Source organism: Salinivibrio sp. IB643 (assembly GCF_001996105.1).
In the GTDB taxonomy this organism is placed as follows: Bacteria; Pseudomonadota; Gammaproteobacteria; order Enterobacterales; family Vibrionaceae; genus Salinivibrio; species Salinivibrio costicola.
The window spans coordinates 1-5,179 of sequence record NZ_MUFF01000057.1 but is presented as its reverse complement, the minus strand read 5'-3'; the positions used below and the strand labels follow the sequence as shown (position 1 = coordinate 5,179).

Below are 5,179 nucleotides of genomic sequence, written 5' to 3'. Positions count from 1 at the left end.
CTATAAATGGACAACCTCTGTGGTCGATATTAGACTCTTTTATCAATAATTGAACAATTAATAAACAAAAATAGCGAATTTATCCAGTTTTTCAAACGCATAGATGTTAGGCCATTTAGGCATAAAAAAAGCAGCGTTACCGCTGCTTTTTTCACTTAAATAGGGCTAATCTCGCAAGACCACGCCCAGTTTTTCTGAGAGGTTGTGCACGACACCCGACACCGCGTCACTGATATCGGCCTCTTCTAGGGTGCGCTCACCCGATTGTAAAATAAGTGCTATCGCTAAGCTCTTCTTCCCGTCTTCTACCCCTTTACCGGTATACAGGTCGAAAAGTTGTGCATCTTTAATCAGCGCATTACCGCTTTGTAAACACGCAGCGACTACATCGCCTGATGCAAGCGACTCATCAGCAATCACCGCAATATCACGACGGTTTGCAGGGAACTTGGACAGACCGGCCGCTTCAGGAATAAAGCGCGTATCAATCGCTTGCCATTCCAGCTCAAACACCACGGTGCGCCCATTTAAGCCAAACTCGCGTTCTAGCTCTGGGTGTAGCGTACCAATATGCCCGACAACATTGCCATCAAACTCAATCGCTGCAGTTTGGCCTGGGTGCATCGCAGGATGAGAGGCTGACACAAAGCGGAAATCATTCAACTGACCGGTTAGCTCAAGCACCGCTTCCAGATCCCCTTTTAAGTCAAAGAAATCAACCGTTGCGCTGGTCAGATCCCAATGCTCTTCGCTACTTGGTCCGGCAATAACCCCGGCAAGCATCCGCTCTTGACGAATGTTATCTTGACGTATGTCACCGCTCATATCACCTTCAGGCGTGAAGCGTAAACCAAACTCAAACAAACGCACGCGCGGTTGTTGACGCTTTTGATTATAAGCCACCGTATTGAGCAAACCAGGTAATAAGCTTAAGCGCATCGCGGACATATCCGCCGAGATGGGGCTTGGCAGGATTAACGGCGCCACATTCGGCACAATCAACGCCTGTTGCTTGGGCTCAACAAAGCTATAAGTGATCGCTTCATGGAAACCACGGTCAACCAGAAGATCACGTACACGCTTGAGTGGCATCGCCGCTTCTTTATATTCGCGCATGGTGAGTGCAGCTTTCGGCGCACGGGTCGGAATATTGTCGTAGCCATAGATACGACCCACTTCCTCAATCAAGTCTTGCTCGATGGCAATATCAAAACGCCAGCTTGGTGCCGTTGTTTCCCAACCTTGATCGGTGGTCGTCACCGCACAGCCTAAGCGGGTCAAAATGGCGTCGACATCCTTGTTGTCAATAGCATGCCCGAGTAAACCATCGAGCTTGGTACGACGAAGAGTGACAGTGTCACGAACTGGCAAGGTGTTAGTGAACTCAGCCGTCACAATCTCGCCCGCTTCGCCACCACAGATAGCCAGCAATAACTCAGTCGCTCGCTCCATCGCTGCGGCTTGCAGTGCCGGATCAACTCCGCGCTCAAAGCGGTGAGATGAATCTGTGTGTAGACCATAGCTACGTGCACGACCACGAATTGCTTCCGGGGCAAAAAAGGCTGACTCTAACAGAATATCTTGGGTTTCTGTGGTCACACCTGACTCTTGGCCGCCAAAAATGCCTGCCATCGCCAACGCTTTTTTCTCATCCGCAATAACGAGCGTTTGCGTATTTAGTTTGGCTTCATTGCCATCAAGTAAGGTCAGTGCTTCGCCTTCTTCGGCTAAACGCACCACGATGCCACCTTCAATCTTGCCAAGATCAAACGCATGCATTGGCTGACCTTGCTCAAGCATCACATAGTTGGTGACATCCACCACAGGATCGATAGAACGAATACCACTGCGACGCAGTTTTTCTTGCATCCACAACGGGCTCTGCGCATTAAGATCAACGTTTTTTACCACACGACCCAGATAACGTGGGCACGCTTGCGCCGCATCGATGCGCACCGATACTTTGTCTTCAATGCTAGCAGCAACAGGCGTAATGGTAGGCTCTGTGACATCGGTGCGGTTTAATACGCCCACTTCACGCGCCAAGCCACGTAGGCTCAAACAATCAGCGCGGTTTGGAGTCAAATCCACATCGATGGTGACATCGTTGAGTGCAAGATAATCACGGATGTCAGTACCAATCGGCGCGTCAGCGGGCAATTCGATAATCCCATCCGATTCCACATCGATACCCAGCTCGGTGAACGAGCACAACATACCGAATGATGGCTGACCGCGTAGCTTAGCCTTTTTGATTTTAAAATCACCCGGCAATACCGCTCCAACCATGGCTACCGCCACTTTTAAGCCTTGGCGACAATTCGGCGCACCACAAACAATATCCAGTAACTCATCGTTACCAACATTAATTTTAGTGACCCGCAGTTTGTCTGCGTCAGGGTGTTGGCCACATTCCACCACCTCACCCACAACCACACCGCTAAACTCGCCAGCCACGGGGGCAATCTCGTCAACTTCAAGACCGGCCATGGTGATCTGGTGGGCAAGCGCGTTGGTGTCGTTTGCTGGATTTACCCACTCTCTCAACCAAGATTCACTGAATTTCATTATTACCTTGCCCCACTGATTACTTAAATTGTTTCAAAAAGCGCAGATCGTTCTCAAAGAACGCACGAAGATCATTGACGCCGTAGCGCAACATGGTTAAGCGCTCAACCCCGATACCAAAAGCAAAACCTTGATATTCCTCTGGGTCAATGTTCACCGACCGCAGGACATTGGGGTGAACCATGCCACAACCTAAGATCTCTAGCCATTTGCCACCTCTACGACGCACATCGACTTCCGCTGAGGGCTCGGTAAACGGGAAATAGGAAGGACGGAAACGTACTTCGAGATCTTCCTCAAAAAAGTTGCGAAGGAAGTCGTTCAAAATACCTTTTAGATCGGCAAAGGTAATGTCTTTATCGACCAGTAAGCCTTCTACTTGGTGGAACATGGGCGTGTGCGTTTGGTCGTAATCGTTTCGATAAACACGGCCTGGCGCAATAATACGGAATGGCGGCTTGCCGGCTTCCATGGTCCGGATCTGAACGCCCGAGGTATGGGTACGCAACATCAAATCAGGGTTAAAGAAGAAGGTGTCATGATCGGTACGCGCGGGATGATCGGCTGCGATGTTCAATGCATCAAAGTTATGGAAGCCATCTTCCACTTCCGGTCCAGCTTCCACCGAAAAACCAAGCTCACCAAAAAATTGCTCAATACGCTCAATGGTGCGCGTTACCGGATGCAATCCACCGTTTTCAATCCGGCGGCCTGGCAGGCTCACATCAATGGTTTCGGCGGCCAGTTTGGCTTCTAGCTCAGCACGTTCTAGTGCTTGCTTACGTTCAGCAATCGTCTGCTGCACGGTTTGCTTAGCCTGATTAATCTTCTGACCCGCTTCGCGGCGTTCTTCAGGAGGCAATTTGCCTAAAGCCTGAAGCTGTGCGGTTAACTCACCCTTCTTTCCTAGGTATTTTACCCGGACTTCATCCAATGCAGCCACAGAGGCAGCATCGGCCACCGCATTGGTTGCATTCGCAAGAATTTCTTCTAATTGTTGCATTGTTTCCTCGTCGACCCGTTGGGCAGTCCAAACCAGGTAGGTGCGTGACAATACCTGCTGACATCATGGTTTCACCCATTGTCTGAGCAAACTGACAGAGTCGTCTTGTTATACGCCTCAATGCCAATTGACTGAGAGAACAGGTAATAAATTGACCTTACATACTAATTAATGCCACGACTAATGCCAAACGCTAAACGGCATTTAAGCCATTTTTCCTCGCCATCAGCTACCGGTTTATCCATTTTGTTGGCATAGATGAAGAGTTTGCTATGCTACGAGCCGAGATCTCGACGAATTTGGAGCCACTATGCAAGACAACAATCATCCTTTACGCGTGTTTGTATCCACCTCGACCCACCCTTGGTTTAATTTGGCGGTGGAAGATACGATTTTCCGTACCATGTCATCAGCGCAAAATGTGCTCTTTCTTTGGCGTAACGACAATACGGTGGTGATCGGGCGTGGTCAAAATGCATGGCGCGAATGCAACACTCGTAAAATGGAACAAGACGGCGTTGTGTTAGCACGACGCCAAAGCGGTGGTGGCGCCGTGTTTCATGATCTCGGCAATACTAACTTTACCTTTATGGCCGGCAAGCCCGGTTATGACAAATCGGTATCGACACAAATTGTGTTGAATGCGCTAAAAACACTCGGTATTGAGGCAACGGCCAGTGGACGCAATGATCTCACCATGGATACCCCTGAAGGCGCTCGCAAAATCTCAGGGTCAGCCTACAAAGAGACAAAAGATCGTGGGTTTCATCACGGCACCCTATTGATTAATGCCAACTTGTCGCGACTGGGCGATTACCTCAAGCCTGATCCCAAAAAGCTGCAAGCCAAGGGCATTACCTCTGTACGCGCGCGGGTAGCGAATATTTCCGATTATGTCCCGGAGATCACCCACCAAGCCCTGAGTGATGCGATCAAATCTGCATTCTTTAACCACTATGGCAATACCGCTGAGATTGAATACATCGCTCCTGAGGCCAAACCCGATGTCGAAGGCTTTAACGCCATCTATGAAAAACAGTGCAGTTGGGAATGGAATTTTGGCAAAAGCCCGCAATTTATGCATACGTTTGATGAGCGCTTCGAATGGGGCGGTATTGAGCTGCATTTAGATGTAAAAAATGGCGAAATCGCCGACTGTCAGCTATTTACCGATAGCTTAACGCCAGGGCCGCTAGAAATACTGGCAAGCCAGTTGATCGGACAAACCTATCACTCGGAAACACTCTATCAATTTGTCACCAATCAGGCAGAAGTCGATCCAAGCCACCAGGCCATGTATCAGGATATTGCCCTTTGGCTGCGCTATGCTCTCGCTTGATAGGCACACATTAACAGTGACCCCCATCACATAATTCCCTCTCTTTTTGATCCCACGCAAAGACGTACTCAGCTGTCACGTCACTATAGGTGACAGCTGTTCAGTGCGACAAAATTTCATTATTCGGATAAAAATCATCATTAATGACGGCATTACTGCTTCAATAATAGTTTTTAATTTTGATAAAAAAGCATTAATCTAGTTTTACATATTTTGTTACAAACCATAGGGAGGGTGTTTTTACCAAAGACGTTTCGGCAATGTACTGC

General features: G+C 48.8%; 3 protein-coding genes. 1 reads left to right on the top strand and 2 read right to left on the bottom strand.

The annotated features are described in order from the left end of the window. Window positions 1–165: 165 nt before the first annotated feature. Together pheT and pheS are read right to left on the bottom strand one after the other, a co-directional pair. Window positions 166–2,568, bottom strand: coding sequence for a phenylalanine--tRNA ligase subunit beta (gene pheT / locus BZG77_RS14080; RefSeq protein WP_077647696.1), 2,403 nt, complete (start codon window positions 2,566–2,568; stop codon window positions 166–168). A 19-nt stretch (window positions 2,569–2,587) separates the two neighbouring features. Next, entirely contained in the window at window positions 2,588–3,571 is a 984-nt protein-coding gene (gene pheS / locus BZG77_RS14075) for a phenylalanine--tRNA ligase subunit alpha (RefSeq protein WP_077647695.1), read from the bottom strand. 310 nt (window positions 3,572–3,881) lie between these two features. Between pheS and BZG77_RS14070 the strand changes: the two genes are divergently transcribed. After that, a complete protein-coding gene (locus BZG77_RS14070; RefSeq protein WP_077647694.1) occupies window positions 3,882–4,910 on the top strand; it encodes a lipoate--protein ligase in 1,029 nt (342 codons plus the stop codon). The last annotated feature ends 269 nt before the right edge of the window (window positions 4,911–5,179 follow it).

Coding starts and splice junctions, on each gene's coding strand:
- pheT (WP_077647696.1), bottom strand. CDS start 2,568: ATGAAATTCAGTGAATCTTGGTTGAGAGAGTGGGTAAATCCAGCAAAC.
- pheS (WP_077647695.1), bottom strand. CDS start 3,571: ATGCAACAATTAGAAGAAATTCTTGCGAATGCAACCAATGCGGTGGCC.
- BZG77_RS14070 (WP_077647694.1), top strand. CDS start 3,882: ATGCAAGACAACAATCATCCTTTACGCGTGTTTGTATCCACCTCGACC.